We start from the raw sequence: 16,520 nt of genomic DNA on the forward strand, positions 1-16,520 counted from the left end.
AATCCCACGCATAAAAAAACCGGCCTTCTCAGGCCGGTTTTTTTTACCGTAAACGTGGCTTACAGCTTGCCAGCGTTCTCGGTCAGGTAAGCGGCAACGCCTTCTGGCGAGGCGTTCATGCCTTTGTCGCCTTTTTTCCAGTTGGCAGGGCACACTTCGCCGTGCTCTTCGTGGAATTGCAGCGCGTCGACCAGGCGGATCAGCTCTTCCATGTTACGACCCAGTGGCAGGTCGTTGATGATTTGCGAGCGAACAACGCCCTTGTCATCGATCAGGAAAGCGCCACGGAAAGCCACGCCGCCTTCGGATTCAACGTCGTAAGCCTTGGCGATCTCGTGCTTCATGTCGGCAGCCATGGTGTATTTGACTTTGCCGATGCCACCATCGTTGATGGCGGTGTTGCGCCAGGCGTTGTGGGTGAAATGGGAGTCGATGGACACCGCAACCACTTCAACATTACGCGCCTTGAAATCGTCCATGCGGTGGTCCAGAGCGATCAGCTCCGAAGGGCAGACGAAGGTGAAGTCCAGCGGGTAGAAGAACACCAGGCCGTATTTGCCTTTGATGGCTTCAGACAGTTTGAAGCTGTCGACGATTTCGCCATTGCCGAGAACGGCAGGTACGTCGAAATCCGGGGCTTGTTTACCGACGAGTACGCTCATGGGGTATCTCCTGATGTGGGATGAAGATTGAAGTAAAAGGACCGATCCAGAGTCTGCCGTGTTCAAGCGACAAGCCTGTGACGCAGCCACGCTTCGTGAAGACCGACCATCATACACGGAAAAAACCGTTCGTCAGCGCGAGGGCGCCGGCGCGAAAAGTCCATGAATCTACTTTGACAATCATTCTCGTTAACATTAAGATCCATCGCACTTAAGCCCTAAACCCGCGACGGTTCTCCCTTATGTATGTGTGCCTCTGTACTGGCGTCACCGACGGACAAATCCGCGAAGCAATCTACGAAGGTTGCTGCAGCTACAAGGAAGTGCGTGAAACCACCGGCGTTGCCAGCCAGTGCGGTAAATGCGCTTGTCTTGCCAAGCAAGTGGTACGGGAAACCCTGACGCAGCTGCAGACCGCGCAGGCTTCGCTCCCCTATTCAGCAGAATTTACTCACGCCTGATCGGGCATGTTTTAAAGAACCGAACTTAGTGTTCGGTTTTTTTATGCCCGTAATTCAACTAGTTAGCGTCAAGACGCGGAACACAAACATTCTTATTCCGATTAATTTTCATTTATTATTCAATAACTTAGGTTTGACACTACAGAGTTCGCCGCTCAAACTCCGCCCTATACACAGCTATTACAGGGCAGGACCCCAGTCATGAAAGGCGACATCTCAGTCATCCAGCAACTCAACAAAATCCTTGCCAATGAACTGGTCGCGATCAATCAGTACTTCCTGCATGCGCGCATGTACGACGATTGGGGCCTGGAAAAGCTCGGCAAACGTGAATACAAAGAATCTATCAAGGCCATGAAGGACGCGGATGCGCTGATCAAACGCATCCTGTTCCTAGAAGGCCTGCCAAACGTGCAGGACCTGGGCAAGCTGAACATCGGCGAGCACACCCAGGAAATGCTTGGCAGCGACCTGGGCTTTGAACGCAAGAGCCACAGCGACCTCAAGGCCGCCATCGCTCATTGCGAAACAAGCGCCGACTTCGGCAGCCGTGAACTGCTGGAAGATATCCTCGAAGATCAGGAAGAACATATCGACTGGCTGGAAACTCAACTGGGCCTGATCGACAAAGTCAGCCTTGAGAATTACCTGCAGTCGCAGATGGGCGAATAAACCCAACGCACACAGGCACAAAAAAGCCCCGCTCTCTCACGAGAAGCGGGGCTTTTTAATGCGGTCGAATCAAGCGTCTGTCTTGGCCGCCGCGTTTGCCGCTGCGTCTTTGATCAGCGCCTGCAACGAACCATCAGCCGCCATCTCAACGATGATGTCGCTACCGCCGACCAATTCACCCGCCACCCACAGTTGTGGGAAGGTTGGCCAGTTGGCGTACTTGGGCAGGTTGGCACGAATTTCTGGGTTTTGCAGGATATCGACGTAAGCGAACTTCTCGCCGCACGCCATGACGGCCTGGGACGCCTTCGCGGAGAAACCGCATTGAGGAGCGTTCGGAGCACCCTTCATGTAAAGCAGAATAGTGTTGTTGGCAATCTGCTCTTTGATCGTTTCGATGATATCCATGGAACACCTCTGCAGGAACTTTGCGACTCACAGGTCGGCACGGTGGCGCATTGTAACGCAAAATTCCCGCAGGATGCTCGGGCTCCTTACGCCACGGCGACTTGCACGGGCACGCCATTCAAGGCCGCATTGCCGGACAACTCATCCAACTGCCGCTCGTCGGTCAGGTCATTGGCGCTGGCGCCTGGCTGTTCGCTGGCAATGCTCATCCGCACACCGGGACGACCATGCCCCCAGCCATGGGGCAGGCTGACCACGCCGGGCATCATGTCCTGACTGGCGACCACCTCCACCTCGATCATGCCGATACGTGAGCTGACCCGTACCCGCTGGCCATCGCTTAGCTGGCGCTGAGCCAGATCGTCGGGGTGCATGTGCAACTGATGGCGCGGCTTGCCTTTCACCAGGCGGTGATAGTTGTGCATCCAGGAATTATTACTGCGCACATGCCGACGGCCGATCAACAACAGCTCATCGGCCATAGGTGCTGGCTGAGCCGCGAAGCGCGCCAGGTCGGCGAGGATCACCGCTGGAGCCGCCTGCACCTTGCCGTTCGCGGTCTTCAAGCGCTCGGCAAGGTTGGGCCGCAGCGGGCCCAGGTCCACGCCATGGGGATGATCGGCCAGCATCGCCAGAGACAACTTGTAGCTGGACGCATCGCCATAAGCCCCGGCACGCAGCCCGTAGTCGATCATCTGCGCCGGCGGCATGGTCGGCTTTAGGGCCGCGCCGGTCTTCGCCGCGAATGCCTGAGCCAAGCCCACGAAGATTTCCCAGTCATGCAACGCACCTTCGGGTTTGGGCAAGATCGCGCGATTGAACCGAGTGACATTGCGCACCGCGAACATATTGAAGGTGGTGTCGTAGTGATCGTTCTCCAGCGCCGATGTGGACGGCAGGATCAGGTCGGCGTAACGCGTGGTCTCGTTGATATACAGATCGACGCTGACCATGAACTCCAGACCATCCAGCGCCTGCTCCAATTGGCGACCGTTCGGCGTAGACAGCACCGGGTTACCAGCCACCGTCACCAGGGCGCGAATCTGGCCATCCCCTTCGGTCAGCATCTCCTCGGCCAGCGCCGATACCGGCAACTCGCCACCGTATTCCGGGCGCCCGGACACCCGGCTCTGCCAGCGGTTGAAATGGCCGCCTCCGGTCGATGCCACCAAATCCACCGCCGGCGACGTGCACAAGGCGCCGCCCATCCTGTCCAGGTTGCCCGTCACCAGGTTGATCAACTGCACCAGCCAATGGCACAAGGTACCGAACGCTTGGGTCGATACGCCCATGCGCCCGTAACAGACAGCCTTGTCCGCTGCGGCGAAATCCCGTGCCAACTGGCGAATCTGCGCGACCGGCACGGCACACTGGCGGCTCATCGCCTCGGCGGTGAAGCCGCTGACCGCACGGCGAACCTCGTCCAGCCCCTCAACCGGCAAATGGCTGACGCGAGTCAGGTTCTCGGTAAACAAGGTGTTGAGCACACCAAACAACAGGGCTGCATCGCCCCCAGGCCGTACGAACAGGTGCTGATCGGCAATTGCTGCGGTTTCGCTGCGCCGGGGGTCGACGACCACCACTTTGCCGCCACGGGCCTGGATCGCCTTGAGGCGCTTTTCCACATCCGGCACTGTCATGATGCTGCCGTTGGACGCCAGTGGATTGCCGCCCAGGATCAGCATGAAGTCGGTGTGATCGATATCCGGAATCGGCAGCAGCAGGCCGTGGCCGTACATCAGGTGACTGGTGAGGTGATGGGGCAATTGGTCCACGGACGTCGCGGAAAACCGGTTGCGCGTTTTGAGCTGGCCCAGGAAGTAGTTGCTATGGGTCATCAGCCCATAGTTATGCACGCTGGGATTGCCCTGATACACCGCCACCGCATTCTGCCCGTGCCGTGTCTGAATATCCGCGAGCCGCTCGGCCACCAGGGCGAATGCTTCCTCCCATGGGATCGGCTGCCATTCGCTGCCCACCCGCAGCATGGGTTGATGCAGGCGGTCGGGGTCGTTTTGAATATCCTGCAGCGCCACAGCTTTGGGACAGATATGGCCACGACTGAAAGTATCCTGCGGGTCGCCCTTGATCGAGGTGATCGCCAGGCGCCCGTCGTCGTTACGGGTGGTTTCCAGGGTCAGACCACAGATGGCTTCACATAGATGGCAGGCACGGTGGTGGAGAGTCTTGGTCATGGCCAGTCTCTTTATAGGGGCTTTGGGCTGACTATGGGCCGCGACCTCAATGGGCGCCAGCATCGTTCGCCCTGTGAATCGCCGGGCATCAGGCCGGGCCATGGCGAAGCATGAGCAAATGTTACAGAACCCCGCCCATACCGGCTGAAACCGACGCAGCCTGGCCCGAGCCCGCCTCCGCGCATTGCAAAAGGTTGCGAGGCCAGTGTACAAATGGGCCGCTGCTGTCAGGAAATTGTCTTCAAACGCGTCTCGGCGCCCTGCTTGAAAACCCCTAAAAACGTAGCCCTATTGGTAAGACGCGACATTTAATGTCAATATCGCGCCTTCCCCTATTTCGTCGCCCCCGTGCGGCTTTCGCCGCAGGTCTCGCCCGTTGTCACAATAAACAAGGCTTTGAGTATCTGCGGTCCGTTGCAAAAGGTAGTTAATGATGAGCGCAAGGCACTTTCTCTCCCTGATGGATTGCACGCCCGAAGAGCTGGTCAGCGTGCTCCGTCGAGGCATTGAGCTTAAAGACCTGCGTAACCGCGGTGTACTGTTCGAGCCTTTGAAAAACCGCGTACTCGGGATGATTTTCGAGAAATCATCCACGCGTACCCGCCTGTCCTTCGAAGCCGGCATGATTCAGCTGGGCGGCCAGGCCATCTTCCTGTCGCCGCGGGACACCCAACTGGGCCGTGGCGAGCCGATCAGCGATTGCGCCATCGTCATGTCGCGCATGCTCGACGCGGTGATGATCCGAACCTTCGCCCACAGCACCCTGACCGAATTCGCCGCCAACTCGCGCGTGCCGGTGATCAACGGCCTGTCCGATGACCTGCACCCCTGCCAGTTGTTGGCCGATATGCAAACCTTCCTTGAGCACCGCGGCTCGATCCAGGGCAAGACCGTGGCCTGGATCGGCGACGGCAACAATATGTGCAACAGCTATATAGAAGCGGCGATTCAATTCGACTTCCACCTGCGCATCGCCTGCCCGGAAGGCTACGAGCCTAACCCTGAGTTCCTGGCCAAGGCCGATGGCCGCGTGCAACTGCTGCGCGATCCAAAAGACGCCGTGGTTGGCGCGCACCTAGTGAGCACTGACGTGTGGACCTCCATGGGTCAGGAAGACGAAACCGCCAAGCGCCTGGCCTTGTTCGCGCCCTACCAGGTCAACCGCGACCTGCTCGACCTGGCCGCACCGGACGTGCTGTTCATGCACTGCTTGCCTGCGCATCGTGGCGAAGAAATCAGCCTCGACCTACTCGACGACCCGCGTTCGGTCGCCTGGGATCAGGCCGAAAATCGCTTGCACGCACAGAAGGCCCTGCTCGAATTTCTGGTCGAGCCGGCGTACCACCACGCATGAGCCATTCATTACTGCTGAACCTGCGCAACCTGGCTTGCGGCTATCAGGACCAACGCGTGGTGCAGAACCTCAATCTGCACCTCAATGCCGGTGATATCGGCTGCCTGTTGGGCTCCTCGGGCTGCGGCAAAACCACAACCCTGCGCGCGATCGCCGGGTTTGAGCCGGTGTACGAAGGCGAGATCAGTCTGGCAGGCGAAGTCATCTCCAGCGCCGGTTTCACCCTGGCGCCGGAGAAACGTCGCATCGGTATGGTGTTCCAGGACTACGCGCTGTTTCCCCATCTGAGCGTGGCCGACAACATCGCCTTTGGTATTCGCAAGCACCCGCAAAAAGAGCGTGTGGTGGCCGAGCTGTTGGAACTGGTCAACCTGAAAAACCTGGGCAAGCGCTTTCCCCATGAGCTGTCCGGCGGCCAGCAACAACGTGTGGCACTGGCCCGCGCCCTTGCGCCGGAACCGCAATTGCTGCTGCTGGACGAACCCTTCTCTAACCTGGATGGCGAATTGCGCCGCAAGCTCAGTCATGAGGTGCGCGACATCCTCAAGGCGCGCGGTACCAGTGCGATCCTGGTCACCCATGACCAGGAAGAAGCCTTCGCGGTGAGCGATCAGGTGGGCGTGTTCAAAGAAGGCCGGCTGGAGCAGTGGGACACGCCCTACAACCTCTATCACGAACCGCAGACGCCTTATGTGGCCAGCTTTATCGGCCAGGGCTACTTCATTCGTGGGCAGTTGAGCTCACCGGAGTCGGTCAGCACCGAGCTGGGCGATCTGCGCGGCAACCGTGCCTATACCTGGCCTACGGGCGGTGCGGTGGATGTATTGCTGCGCCCGGACGATATCGTCTATGCGCCCGACAGCGCGTTGAAGGCAAGGATTGTCGGCAAGACCTTCCTTGGCGCGTCTACCCTGTACCGCCTGCAACTGCCGACCGGCGCACAGCTGGAGTCGATTTTTCCCAGCCATGCCGACCACCTGGTGGGCGCGGAGGTTGGCATTCGTGTCGCCGCTGAACACTTGGTACTGTTCCAAGCGTCAGGCAGCGTTGCGGCGCAAATTCCCCAGCTCGAATCCGGCGTACGGCGCTACAGCACTGCCAGCTGAGTCACGAAACGTGTGGGAGTGAGCCGCCTCCCACACGGCATCTTCAGCAATCTGGATTATGCCCGGCCAATTTCGGCAAATTTGGCTTGGGTATGCTCCGCCAGCACTGCCGCCGGCAACTCCACTTCCAACCCTCTCCTGCCTGCGCTGACAAAAATCGTCGCGAAGGGCTGTGCCGTCACATCAATAAACGTGCGCAAGCGCTTCTTCTGCCCCAGCGGGCTGATGCCGCCCAGCAAGTAACCGGTTGAACGCTGCGCGGCCGCCGGATCGGCCATTTCGACTTTCTTGACCCCCGCCACATGAGCCAGGGCCTTCAAATCCAGACTTCCGACGACCGGTACTACGGCCACCAGTAATTCGCCCTTCTCGCTGCTCGCCAGCAAGGTCTTGAACACCTGCGCCGGGTCGAGGCCCAATTTCTCTGCGGCCTCCAGCCCATAGGAGGCGGCCTTAGGGTCGTGTTCATAACTATGAATACGATGTTCGGCGCGAACTTTCTTCAAAAGATCCAGTGCAGGGGTCATGGATACTCCAAGCGTGGCAAACAGATGGCCAATTCTAGGCCAACCCAGCACGAAACGCTCTAGTGCGCCCACTGCCGTGACACGCATCGGGCGTAGGTGACGTGATCATTCATCAGACCAATAGTTGGAAAGTGACTGACAGTTCACTTTCGACCTTTGACAGCGGTCATTCTTGTCTATATTTTTTCGTTTCCGAATACAGTGGGAAATAATCCTACGCATTCGAGCAGTAAGCCGTAACGGAGATGGGGATCCCCGCCGCGGTGAAAATCGCGCAAGGCCCGTTGAGGTCCAGCGCCAGACAAGAAAAACAATTGAGGTTTTCCATGACAACTGCTCTTCAACAGCCTTCACTTTCAAGCCAATGCATGGCCGAGTTTCTGGGCACTGCGCTCCTGATCTTCTTCGGTACCGGCTGTGTCGCTGCGCTCAAGGTCGCGGGTGCCAGTTTTGGCTTGTGGGAAATCAGCATCATCTGGGGGGTCGGCGTGAGCATGGCGATCTACCTGAGCGCCGGGATTTCCGGGGCCCACTTGAACCCGGCGGTGAGTATCGCGCTGTGCCTGTTCGCCGACTTCGACAAGCGCAAACTGCCTTTCTATATCCTCGCCCAGATCGCCGGCGCCTTTTGCTCGGCCGCCTTGGTCTACACCCTCTATAGCAATCTGTTTTTCGATTACGAACAAACCCACCATCTGGTGCGCGGCACTCAAGCCAGCCTTGAGCTGGCGTCGGTGTTCTCCACTTACCCCCATGCGCTGCTGAGCACCGCCCAAGCGTTCTTGGTGGAAATGGTCATTACCGCGATCCTGATGGGCGTGATCATGGCCCTGACCGATGACAACAACGGCCTGCCACGCGGCCCACTGGCGCCGCTGTTGATCGGTCTGCTGATCGCCGTGATCGGCAGCGCCATGGGCCCGCTGACGGGGTTTGCGATGAACCCCGCGCGGGATCTGGGGCCGAAGCTGATGACCTTTTTCGCCGGCTGGGGTGAAATGGCCCTTACCGGCGGCCGCGATATTCCTTATTTCCTGGTGCCGATTTTCGCGCCGATCGTGGGTGCGTGCCTTGGTGCTGCGGCGTATCGCGGCCTGATCGCCCGTCATCTGCCGAGCGCCGCACCTGCTGTAATTGAAACACCTGACACGGCTGTCAACGGCAACACCCGTATTTCCTGAAAGCGCCAGCCTGGCGCCCCTGCCCTTCGCGGCCCAGGCTGATTTCTGACTTCCTATTTCGTTTAAGGCAATCGACATGACCGACCTTCAGAATAAGAACTACATCATTGCCCTCGACCAGGGCACCACCAGTTCGCGGGCAATCATCTTCGATCGTGACGCCAACGTGGTCTGCACCGCCCAACGTGAGTTCGCCCAGCATTACCCGCAAGCGGGCTGGGTCGAACACGACCCGATGGAGATCTTCGCCACCCAGAGCGCGGTGATGGTCGAAGCGCTGGCCCAGGCCGGCCTGCACCATGACCAGGTAGCCGCCATCGGCATCACCAACCAGCGCGAAACCACCGTGGTGTGGGACAAAGTCACCGGCCGCCCGATCTACAACGCCATTGTTTGGCAGTGCCGCCGTAGCACCGAAATCTGCCAGCAGCTCAAGCGCGACGGTCACGAACAATACATCAGCGACACCACCGGCCTGGTCACCGACCCGTACTTCTCGGGCACCAAACTCAAGTGGATCCTCGACAACGTCGAAGGCAGCCGCGAGCGTGCGCGCAGCGGCGAGCTGCTGTTCGGCACCGTCGACAGCTGGCTGATCTGGAAATTTACCGGCGGCAAAACCCACGTCACCGACTACACCAACGCCTCGCGCACCATGCTCTTCAACATCCACACCCTGGAGTGGGATGCGAAGATGCTGGAGATCCTCGACATTCCGCGCGAGATGCTGCCGGAAGTGAAGTCCTCGTCGGAAATCTACGGCCGCACCAAAAGCGGTATCGCCATCGGCGGCATCGCCGGTGACCAGCAGGCCGCACTGTTCGGCCAGATGTGCGTGGAAGCCGGCCAGGCTAAGAACACCTACGGCACCGGCTGCTTCCTGCTGATGAACACCGGCGACAAAGCCGTGAAATCCAAGCACGGCATGCTCACCACCATCGCCTGCGGCCCGCGCGGCGAAGTGGCCTACGCCCTGGAAGGCGCAGTATTCAACGGTGGTTCCACCGTGCAGTGGCTGCGTGACGAGCTGAAGATCATCAACGACGCCCATGACACCGAATACTTTGCCGGCAAGGTCAAGGACAGCAACGGCGTGTACCTGGTCCCGGCTTTCACCGGTCTGGGCGCACCGTACTGGGACCCCTACGCCCGTGGCGCGCTGTTCGGCCTGACCCGTGGCGTACGTGTGGATCACATTATTCGTGCAGCTCTGGAGTCGATTGCCTACCAGACCCGCGACGTGCTGGACGCCATGCAGCAGGATTCCGGCGAACGCCTCAAAGCCCTGCGCGTAGACGGCGGTGCGGTGGCCAACAACTTCCTGATGCAGTTCCAGGCCGACATCCTCGGTACTCAGGTGGAGCGCCCGCAAATGCGTGAAACCACAGCGCTGGGCGCGGCGTACCTGGCCGGCTTGGCCTGCGGTTTCTGGGGCAGCCTGGACGAATTGCGTGGCAAAGCGGTGATCGAGCGCGAATTCGAACCTCAGTTGGACGAAAAGGAAAAAGAAAAACTCTACGCCGGCTGGCAAAAAGCAGTCAGCCGCACCCGTGACTGGGAGCCCCACGAAGGCGCCGAATAAGCCAACCTCGGGTTGTAACTGGTAGGGAGCAGATTCCTGCGTCATCATGGGCCACTTTTGTATGGCAGCCCAAAGGACGCCCCATGAATCTGCCTCCCCGCCAGCAACAAATTCTCGAACTGGTCCGCGAACGCGGCTACGTCAGTATCGAGGAAATGGCGCAGTTGTTCGTTGTCACCCCGCAAACCATCCGCCGCGATATCAACCAGTTGGCGGACGCTAATCTGCTGCGTCGCTACCATGGCGGCGCAGCCTATGACTCCAGCGTCGAAAACACCGCGTACGCCATGCGTGCCGACCAGATGCGCGACGAAAAACAACGCATCGGCGAAGCCATCGCCGCCCAGATCCCCGATCACGCCTCGCTGTTCATCAATATCGGTACCACCACCGAATCCATCGCCCGTGCGCTGCTGAACCACAGCCACCTGAAAATCATCACCAACAACCTCAACGTCGCCGCCATGCTAAGCGCCAAGGACGACTTCGACGTGCTGCTCACCGGCGGCAATGTGCGACGCGACGGCGGCGTGGTGGGCCAGGCCAGCGTCGACTTTATCAATCAGTTCAAAGTCGACTTCGCACTGGTGGGTATCAGCGGCATCGACGAGGACGGCAGCCTGCTGGATTTCGATTACCAGGAAGTGCGCGTGTCCCAGGCGATCATCGCCAATGCCCGGCAAGTAATTCTGGCGGCGGACTCCAGCAAATTCGGGCGCAATGCCATGATTCGGTTGGGGCCGATCAGTCTGGTGGATTGCCTGGTGACTGACCAAGAGCCGGTGCCGGCGTTGGTGCAGTTGCTGAATCAGCATAAGGTTCGGCTGGAAGTCGTGTAGGGCCTTTACTGATGCCATCGGGGGCCAGCCCCCTCCCACACTTTGATGTGTATAACCATTCAAATGTGGGAGGGGGCTTGCCCCCGATAGCTATCAATACTCGCTGAAACATCTCGAGCCTTAGACGGGCCAATGTTCACAACTTTTCCTTTTCCTGCCCTTCGATGAGTTTTTTCAATCGAAGTCGGGTGGCTGTGCCCGCGTTTATCGGCTACCATTTTCGCAAATGAACATTAATGTTCGAATTCCAATACGAAAAAATCGCGAGGCCAGCCGATGAACCCTTCTACCTTGCCTGCTCCACCGCTTGCCGAAGTCTATGACGTTGCCGTTATCGGCGGCGGGATCAATGGCGTCGGCATTGCAGCAGATGCAGCCGGTCGTGGGCTGTCGGTATTCCTTTGCGAAAAGGATGACCTGGCCAGCCACACCTCTTCCGCCAGCAGCAAGCTGATCCACGGCGGTTTGCGCTATCTCGAACATTACGAATTCCGTCTGGTGCGCGAAGCCCTGGCCGAACGGGAAGTGCTGCTGGCCAAGGCGCCGCACATCGTCAAGCAAATGCGTTTTGTCCTGCCGCACCGCCCGCACCTGCGCCCGGCGTGGATGATTCGTGCTGGGCTGTTCCTCTATGACAACCTGGGCAAGCGCGAAAAACTCGCGGGTTCCAAGAGCCTCAAGTTTGGCCCGGACAGCCCACTGAAAAGCGAAATCACCAAAGGGTTCGAGTATTCCGACTGCTGGGTCGACGACGCCCGCCTGGTGGTGCTCAACGCCATGGCCGCCCGCGAAAAGGGCGCCCATATCCACACCCAGACCCGGTGCGTCAGCGCCCATCGCAGCAAGGGTCTGTGGGAAATGAACATGGAACGTGCCGACGGCAGCCTGTTTTCGATTCGCGCTCGTGCGTTGGTGAATGCCGCCGGCCCATGGGTGGCCAAATTCATCAAGGATGACCTGAAACTGGATTCGCCCTACGGCATCCGCCTGATCCAGGGCAGCCACCTGATCGTGCCGAAATTGTATGAAGGCGCCCACGCGCACATTTTGCAGAACGAAGACCAGCGCATCGTCTTCACGATTCCGTACCTGAATCATCTAACTATCATCGGCACCACCGACCGCGAATACACCGGTGACCCGGCGAAAGTGGCGATCACCGAGGGCGAAACCGACTACATGCTCAAGGTGGTCAATGCCCACTTCAAGAAGCAACTGAGCCGCGATGACATCGTGCACACCTACTCCGGCGTACGCCCGTTGTGCAACGACGAGTCGGACAACCCATCGGCGATCACCCGCGACTACACCCTGGCACTGTCTGGTAGTACGGGCGAGGCACCGATCCTGTCGGTGTTCGGTGGCAAGTTGACCACCTATCGCAAGCTCGCCGAATCGGCCATGGCCCAACTGGCGCCGTACTTCACGCAGATGCGTCCTAGCTGGACCGCCACGGCCAGCCTGCCGGGTGGTGAGGACATGAGCACGCCCGAAGCGCTGGCCGAGGCGATTCGCGCCAAGTTCGATTGGGTTCCGAGCGAGATCGCACGCCGCTGGTCCACAACCTACGGCAGCCGCACTTGGCGCCTGCTGGAGGGCGTGCAAACCCTGGCTGACCTGGGCGAGCATTTGGGCGGTGGCCTGTACACCCGCGAGGTCGACTATCTGTGCACAGAAGAATGGGCCACCCAGGCTCAGGACATCCTATGGCGCCGCACCAAGCTGGGCCTGTTTACCACTGAGCAAGAGCAGGACAACGTCCAGCGCTACCTGTCCAAGGTTGAGCAGAACCGCAGTAAGTTCCAAGCGGCCTGATCTGCCGCCGCATGGCCTTGAGCCTGCGAGTAACAACCTGAGAGCGCCGCGTTTATTCTGAATAAACGCGGCGCTTTTGCGTTTGTCCCGTACACACTTACGCCGATCGACCAACCAACGGCCATTCGGTTTTCCGAACACGACATCCCACGCTATTCGGTTTGCCGGATCAAAAGACCGGCGAAATCCCGTAACACAAACTTAATCACCTTTTAAATCATACAGTTAACCTTTTATTTCAAGCCTGGCACGACTCATGCTCTACACTCTTGGACGATTGCCGAGACGCCTCAGGAGCCGTCACGGACATTCGCTGTACAAGAGAGCCGTTTAGCCGGCTTCATAAAAAAAACAAATGTCGAGGAAGTATTGATGCGCATCGTTCCCCATATTTTGGGCGCAGCTATCGCTGCTGCTCTGATCAGCACTCCAGTCTTTGCCGCCGAACTCACCGGCACGCTGAAGAAAATCAACGACTCCGGCACCATCACCCTCGGGCACCGCGACAGCTCCATTCCGTTCTCCTACATCGCGGATGGCTCGGGCAAACCTGTGGGCTACTCCCACGACATTCAGCTGGCCATCGTTGAAGCCCTGAAAAAAGACCTGAACAAGCCCGATCTGCAGACCCGTTACAACCTGGTGACCTCGCAGACCCGTATTCCGCTGGTTCAGAACGGCACCGTCGACATCGAGTGCGGTTCCACCACCAACAACGCCGAACGCGCCCAGCAAGTCGCTTTCACCACTAACATCTTCGAAATCGGCACCCGTCTGCTGGTCAAGAAAGACAAAGATGGCAAGCCAAGCTATGCCGACTTTGCCGACCTTAAAGGCAAGAACGTCGTGACCACCGCCGGCACCACGTCCGAGCGCATCATCAAGTCGATGAACGCCGACAAGCAGATGGGCATGAACATCATCTCCGCCAAAGACCACGGCGAATCCTTCCAGATGCTTGAAGGCGGCCGCGCCGTAGCGTTCATGATGGATGACGCCCTGCTGGCCGGTGAGGAAGCCAAGGCCAAGAAGCCGGATGACTGGGTAATCACCGGTACTCCGCAGTCTTTCGAAGCCTACGCCTGCATGGTCCGCAAAGACGACCCAGCGTTCAAGAAAGCCGTGGATGACGCCATCATCGGTCTGTACAAGTCCGGAGAGATCAACAAGATCTACGGCAAGTGGTTCGAAAGCCCGGTTCCACCTAAAGGCCTGAACCTCAACTTCCCGATGAGCGACAAGGTCAAGGAACTGATCCAGAACCCGACCGATAAGCCGGCTCCGGAAGTAAAGATCTAAAAGCTGACTAACCTTATCTCCTGAGGGAGCCAACCCTCCCTCAGGCGTCTGTTACTACCTGCTGGTTTTAACTTGGAACACTCGACCTGGCGGTTTTCGAGCCGATCGCGTGTGCCTGGCGTTCAACGTCAGGCGGGAATGGATTTTCCCCAAGCGGGTGCTTGTACATCGATCGATTTCGGGGGAGACCCTAATGAATTACAACTGGGACTGGGGCGTGTTCTTCAAGTCCACCGGCGTGGGCAGCGAGACTTATCTCGACTGGTACATCGCCGGCTTGGGCTGGACCATCGCCATCGCCGTCGTGGCATGGATCATCGCCTTGCTGCTGGGCTCCATTCTGGGGGTCATGCGCACCGTGCCGAACCGCCTGGTATCCGGCATTGCGACCTGTTACGTGGAGTTGTTCCGTAACGTGCCGTTGCTGGTGCAGCTGTTTATCTGGTACTTCCTGGTACCCGACCTGCTGCCGCAGAACCTGCAGGACTGGTACAAACAGGACCTGAACCCGACCACCTCGGCCTACCTGAGCGTTGTCGTGTGCCTGGGCCTGTTCACCGCGGCCCGTGTGTGCGAGCAAGTGCGCACCGGTATCCAGGCGCTGCCACGCGGCCAGGAAGCCGCCGCCCGCGCCATGGGCTTCAAGCTGCCGCAGATCTACTGGAACGTGCTGCTGCCCCAGGCCTACCGCATCATCATCCCGCCACTCACCTCGGAATTCCTCAACGTCTTCAAGAACTCCTCGGTGGCGTCCTTGATCGGCCTGATGGAACTGCTGGCGCAAACCAAACAGACCGCCGAGTTCTCGGCCAACCTGTTCGAAGCCTTCACCCTGGCCACGCTGATCTACTTCACCCTGAACATGAGCCTGATGCTGCTGATGCGCCTGGTCGAGAAGAAAGTCGCAGTGCCCGGCCTGATCTCCGTGGGGGGTAAATAATGGAACTCGATTTCAGCGGTATCATCCCCGCCATGCCCGGCCTGTGGAACGGCATGATCATGACCTTGAAGCTGATGGTCATGGGCGTGATCGGCGGTATCGCCCTGGGCACGATTCTCGCGCTGATGCGCCTGTCGTCCAGCAAACTGCTGTCGCGTCTGGCCGGCGCCTATGTGAACTACTTCCGCTCGATCCCCCTGCTGCTGGTGATCACCTGGTTCTACCTGGCGGTGCCGTTCGTGCTGCGCTGGATCACCGGCGAAGACACCCCGATCGGTGCGTTCACCTCCTGCGTCGTGGCTTTCATGATGTTCGAAGCCGCGTACTTCTGTGAAATCGTGCGGGCCGGCGTGCAGTCGATCCCCAAGGGCCAGATGGCGGCAGCACAGGCCATGGGCATGACCTACGGCCAGACCATGCGCCTGATCATCCTGCCCCAGGCGTTCCGCAAGATGACCCCGTTGCTGCTGCAACAGTCGATCATCCTGTTCCAGGATACGTCGCTGGTCTACACCGTGGGCCTGGTGGACTTCCTCAACTCCGCCCGCTCCAACGGCGATATCATCGGGCGCTCCAATGAGTTCCTGATCTTCGCCGGTGTCGTCTACTTCATCATCAGCTTTTCCGCCTCGCTGCTGGTCAAGCGTCTGCAAAAAAGGTTTGCCGTATGATCTCTATCAAGAACATCAACAAGTGGTATGGCGACTTCCAGGTGCTGACCGATTGCAGCACCGAGGTTAAAAAAGGCGAAGTGATCGTGGTGTGCGGGCCCTCCGGCTCGGGCAAATCCACCCTGATCAAGTGCGTGAACGCGCTGGAACCGTTCCAGAAAGGCGACATCGTGGTCGACGGCACTTCCATCGCAGACCCGAAGACCAACCTGCCGAAACTGCGCTCGCGCGTGGGCATGGTGTTCCAGCACTTCGAGCTGTTCCCACACCTGACCATCACCGAAAACCTGACCATCGCGCAGATCAAGGTGCTCGGCCGCAGTAAGGAAGAAGCCACCAAGAAAGGCCTGCAATTGCTTGAGCGCGTCGGCCTGTCGGCACACGCCCACAAGCATCCTGGCCAGCTCTCCGGTGGTCAGCAGCAACGTGTGGCGATTGCCCGCGCCCTGGCCATGGACCCGATCGTCATGCTGTTCGACGAACCGACCTCGGCCCTGGACCCGGAAATGGTCAACGAAGTGTTGGATGTAATGGTGCAACTGGCTCAGGAAGGCATGACCATGATGTGCGTGACCCACGAAATGGGCTTCGCCCGTAAAGTGGCCGACCGCGTGATCTTCATGGATGCCGGCAAGATCATCGAAGACTGCCCGAAAGAAGAATTCTTCGGCGACATCAGCGCCCGCTCCGAGCGCGCGCAGCAGTTCCTCGAGAAAATCCTGCAGCACTAAGCAATTAAGCCCGAGCCAGTGTGGGAGGGGGCTTGCCCCCGATAGCTGTGTGTCATTCGGTACATCTGTACTGAGCC

General features: G+C 59.0%; 16 protein-coding genes. 12 read left to right on the plus strand and 4 right to left on the minus strand.

Translation table 11 applies throughout. From position 1 onward, the window contains the following. Positions 1–59: 59 nt before the first annotated feature. Positions 60–662 (minus strand): peroxiredoxin, encoded by a 603-nt coding sequence (locus ABX75_RS05345; RefSeq protein ID WP_034096135.1) that lies wholly within the window; start codon positions 660–662, stop codon positions 60–62. 242 nt (positions 663–904) lie between these two features. Between ABX75_RS05345 and ABX75_RS05350 the strand changes: the two genes are divergently transcribed. Together ABX75_RS05350 and bfr are read left to right on the plus strand one after the other, a co-directional pair. After that, positions 905–1,123: a bacterioferritin-associated ferredoxin gene (locus ABX75_RS05350; protein ID WP_034096134.1), complete on the plus strand. Its 219-nt coding sequence runs from the start codon at positions 905–907 to the stop codon at positions 1,121–1,123. A 201-nt stretch (positions 1,124–1,324) separates the two neighbouring features. Next, positions 1,325–1,795 (plus strand): bacterioferritin, encoded by a 471-nt coding sequence (gene bfr, locus ABX75_RS05355; protein WP_034096133.1) that lies wholly within the window; start codon positions 1,325–1,327, stop codon positions 1,793–1,795. 69 nt (positions 1,796–1,864) lie between these two features. Here the strand turns inward: bfr and grxD are convergent, their stop codons facing one another. Together grxD and ABX75_RS05365 are read right to left on the minus strand one after the other, a co-directional pair. Continuing rightward, positions 1,865–2,203, minus strand: coding sequence for a Grx4 family monothiol glutaredoxin (grxD, locus tag ABX75_RS05360; RefSeq protein WP_034096132.1), 339 nt, complete (start codon positions 2,201–2,203; stop codon positions 1,865–1,867). Between the two features lie 86 nt (positions 2,204–2,289). Continuing rightward, entirely contained in the window at positions 2,290–4,398 is a 2,109-nt protein-coding gene (locus ABX75_RS05365) for a molybdopterin oxidoreductase family protein (protein WP_034111960.1), read from the minus strand. 433 nt (positions 4,399–4,831) lie between these two features. Between ABX75_RS05365 and argF the strand changes: the two genes are divergently transcribed. Continuing rightward, on the plus strand, positions 4,832–5,752 hold the full coding sequence (argF, locus tag ABX75_RS05370) for an ornithine carbamoyltransferase (RefSeq protein WP_034111959.1): 921 nt from the start codon (positions 4,832–4,834) through the stop codon (positions 5,750–5,752). Beyond that, complete coding sequence (locus tag ABX75_RS05375; protein WP_034096129.1) at positions 5,749–6,858, plus strand: ABC transporter ATP-binding protein; 1,110 nt, start codon at positions 5,749–5,751, stop codon at positions 6,856–6,858. The genes argF and ABX75_RS05375 overlap by 4 nt, the downstream gene beginning before the upstream one ends. A gap of 56 nt (positions 6,859–6,914) precedes the next feature. On the opposite strand, the gene ybaK is transcribed toward ABX75_RS05375, so the two are convergent. Next, a complete protein-coding gene (gene ybaK, locus ABX75_RS05380; protein ID WP_047881574.1) occupies positions 6,915–7,385 on the minus strand; it encodes a Cys-tRNA(Pro) deacylase in 471 nt (156 codons plus the stop codon). A gap of 326 nt (positions 7,386–7,711) precedes the next feature. Between ybaK and ABX75_RS05385 the strand changes: the two genes are divergently transcribed. The 8 genes from ABX75_RS05385 to ABX75_RS05420 all read left to right on the plus strand — a co-directional run bounded on the left by ABX75_RS05385 (position 7,712) and on the right by ABX75_RS05420 (position 16,443). After that, positions 7,712–8,566 carry an MIP/aquaporin family protein gene (locus ABX75_RS05385; protein ID WP_034111958.1) on the plus strand — a complete coding sequence of 285 codons (855 nt, stop codon included), beginning with the start codon at positions 7,712–7,714 and terminating at the stop codon, positions 8,564–8,566. Positions 8,567–8,642: 76 nt separating this feature from the next. Further along, positions 8,643–10,148, plus strand: coding sequence for a glycerol kinase GlpK (gene glpK, locus ABX75_RS05390; protein ID WP_034096126.1), 1,506 nt, complete (start codon positions 8,643–8,645; stop codon positions 10,146–10,148). Between the two features lie 83 nt (positions 10,149–10,231). Then, positions 10,232–10,987 carry a DeoR/GlpR family transcriptional regulator gene (locus ABX75_RS05395; protein ID WP_034096125.1) on the plus strand — a complete coding sequence of 252 codons (756 nt, stop codon included), beginning with the start codon at positions 10,232–10,234 and terminating at the stop codon, positions 10,985–10,987. Positions 10,988–11,263: 276 nt separating this feature from the next. Then, the gene (glpD, locus tag ABX75_RS05400; RefSeq protein WP_034111956.1) at positions 11,264–12,802 is read left to right on the plus strand and encodes a glycerol-3-phosphate dehydrogenase; all 1,539 of its coding nucleotides are present in this window, start codon (positions 11,264–11,266) and stop codon (positions 12,800–12,802) included. A gap of 372 nt (positions 12,803–13,174) precedes the next feature. After that, positions 13,175–14,101, plus strand: coding sequence for a glutamate/aspartate ABC transporter substrate-binding protein (locus ABX75_RS05405; RefSeq protein ID WP_034096123.1), 927 nt, complete (start codon positions 13,175–13,177; stop codon positions 14,099–14,101). 193 nt (positions 14,102–14,294) lie between these two features. Further along, entirely contained in the window at positions 14,295–15,041 is a 747-nt protein-coding gene (locus tag ABX75_RS05410) for an amino acid ABC transporter permease (protein ID WP_034096122.1), read from the plus strand. Beyond that, a complete protein-coding gene (locus tag ABX75_RS05415; protein WP_034096121.1) occupies positions 15,041–15,712 on the plus strand; it encodes an ABC transporter permease subunit in 672 nt (223 codons plus the stop codon). The genes ABX75_RS05410 and ABX75_RS05415 overlap by 1 nt, the downstream gene beginning before the upstream one ends. Next, complete coding sequence (locus tag ABX75_RS05420) at positions 15,709–16,443, plus strand: amino acid ABC transporter ATP-binding protein (RefSeq protein ID WP_034096120.1); 735 nt, start codon at positions 15,709–15,711, stop codon at positions 16,441–16,443. The genes ABX75_RS05415 and ABX75_RS05420 overlap by 4 nt, the downstream gene beginning before the upstream one ends. Positions 16,444–16,520: the final 77 nt, after the last annotated feature.

Origin of the sequence: Pseudomonas sp. ARP3 (assembly GCF_001029595.1) — a bacterium.
Taxonomy (GTDB): domain Bacteria; phylum Pseudomonadota; class Gammaproteobacteria; order Pseudomonadales; family Pseudomonadaceae; genus Aquipseudomonas; species Aquipseudomonas rhodesiae.